General features: G+C 75.3%; 2 protein-coding genes. Both read left to right on the top strand.

Going from position 1 to position 2,106, the window contains the following annotated elements:
- Window positions 1-711: hypothetical protein (locus tag DQW85_RS11040; protein ID WP_205315028.1), on the top strand; the 711-nt coding region annotated here is incomplete at its 5' end.
- On the top strand, window positions 708-2,106 hold a 1,399-nt coding region (locus DQW85_RS11035), incomplete at its 3' end, for a N,N-dimethylformamidase beta subunit family domain-containing protein (RefSeq protein WP_113700250.1). The genes DQW85_RS11040 and DQW85_RS11035, both read left to right, overlap by 4 nt.

The raw sequence follows: 2,106 nt of genomic DNA, 5'->3' as shown, positions 1-2,106 counted from the left end.
GCCGCGGCCCACTGGGAGGCCGAGCACCGGCGCGCGCCTGCGACGATGTTCGCGGCCCCGAGCGGCCAGGCGGCGGACCCGCCCATCCACCGCGCCGTGCTCCGCTCCCCCGCCCTGCACCGCGCCGCCCGCTCGATCGCGCACGACCACCGCGTCTCGACCTCCACGGTGCTGCTCGCGGCGACCACGATGCTGGCCGGGCGGTTCTCCGGCCAGGCCAGGTGCGCGATGCTGCCGATCGTGGCCAACAGGTTCCGGCGCGACACCCTGGCCGTCGTCAGCACGCTGTCGCAGGAGGGCCTGTTCGCCCTCGACGTGGAGGGGCCGTTCACCGAGGTCCTGCGGGCGGCGGGACCGGCGGCGATGCGCGCGTACCGGAGCGCCTACCACGACCCCGCCGACCGGGCGCGGGTCGTCCGGGCGGAGAGCGAGCGGCGGGGCGAGCCCGTCCACCCCAACTGCTGCTTCAACGACCTGCGCTTCGCCGACCCGGGCCCGGCCGCGTGCGGGCCGAGGGAGCTCGACCGGGCGCGGGCGGAGACCGCGCTGGAGTGGCAGCTCAGCCAGGACCGGCTCAACTGCAGGTTCTGCGTGCACGTCGCGGCCGACGGCGTGTCGCTGACCGCCGACACCCGCCACCTGTCCCGGCCGGGCATCGAGCGCTACCTGCTCGACCTCGAGGACCTTCTGGTGGAGACGGCTCGCCGATGACCCCGTGGGCCTACGCCGAGGCGACGTCCTGCGCGCAGGGCTCGACGCTGCGGTTCACGGTCTCGGGGCACCCGTCCGTCGAGGTGGCGGACGTGAGCGACGACCGCGTGGTGTTCTCCGGCACCGCGGCGCCGGACTGGGAGCTGGAGATCGGCGCCGACTGGCCCAGCTCGCTGTATCGCGCGAGGTTCGGCCCCGAGGTGCCGTGGCCGGCGGGCCTCCCGGGGGCGGCCCCCTGCCCGGACAACGAGGTCCACTTCGTGGTACGGGAGGCGGTGCCGGCCGCGCCGATCCTGGTCAGCGTCCCCTTCACCACCTGGCAGGCGTACAACAGGGCGGGCGAGCCGGGCCGGAGCCTCTACTGGACGGAGGAGCCGACCCGGGCCTCCCGCGTGAGCTTCGACCGGCCGGGCGGCGGCCCGCCACCGGAGCGGTGGGAGCACGGCCTGCTGCGGTGGCTGCGCCCGGCCGGCTACAGCGTCGCCTACTGCTCGAACCTGGACCTGCACGACGGTCTCGGACTGCTGTCGCGGCACCGCCTGCTGGTCGTCAACGGCCACGACGAATACTGGTCGGCCGGGATGCGCGACGCGGTCGAGGAGTTCGTCCGGCGGGGCGGCAACCTCGCGATCTTCTCCGGGAACACGGCGTGGTGGCAGATCAGGCTGGAGGACGGCGGGCGGACCATGGTGTGCCACCGCGACGCCCTGTCCGACCCCGTCGGCGACCCCCGGCTGGCCACCGTGGAATGGTCGGCGACGGGCCGGCCGGAGAACACGCTGACCGGCGTGAGCTTCCGCGCGGGTGCCGGGGCCTGGGGGCCGCACATGCCGCGCATGCTGGAGGAGTCCTACACGGCGCGCTTCGCCGGGCACTGGGTGTTCGAGGGCACCGGGCTGACCGACGGCGACAAGTTCGGGCAGGGCTGCCTCGGCTACGAGACGGACGCCGCCGAGATCGAGGAGGTGGGCGGCGTCCCGCGGGCCACCTGCCGCGACGGCACGCCGGGCTCGTTCGTCGTGCTGGCCAGCGCCGACCTGCGGCACTGGAGCGCGTACGGCCAGGGCGGCATGGCGACCATGGGGATCTTCTCCAGCGGCCTGGGCACGGTCTTCAACGCCGCCACGGTCAACTGGGGCAACACCCTGGGCGATCCGGTGGTCGAACGCGTCACCCGCAACGTCCTCGACAGGCTCTCGGCCGGTGGCGGGCCGGGCTGGGAGGTCGTCGGGCCGGTCGCGGACATCCGGGCGCTGGCCGTACGGGGGCGCACGCTGTACGGGGTGGGCGCGGACGGCGAGCTGCTGCGGCGGGAGCTGTGCGGGCAGAACCTGCCCTGGCAGGCCGCGGGCGCGACCGGGGACCTGGTGGCGCTGGCGGTGCCGCGCGAGGCCG

Origin of the sequence: Nonomuraea lactucae (assembly GCF_003313395.1) — a bacterium.
In the GTDB taxonomy this organism is placed as follows: Bacteria; Actinomycetota; Actinomycetes; order Streptosporangiales; family Streptosporangiaceae; genus Nonomuraea; species Nonomuraea lactucae.
The sequence above is the reverse complement of the archived record's forward strand: the minus strand, read 5'-3'. Positions and strand labels throughout refer to the sequence as shown.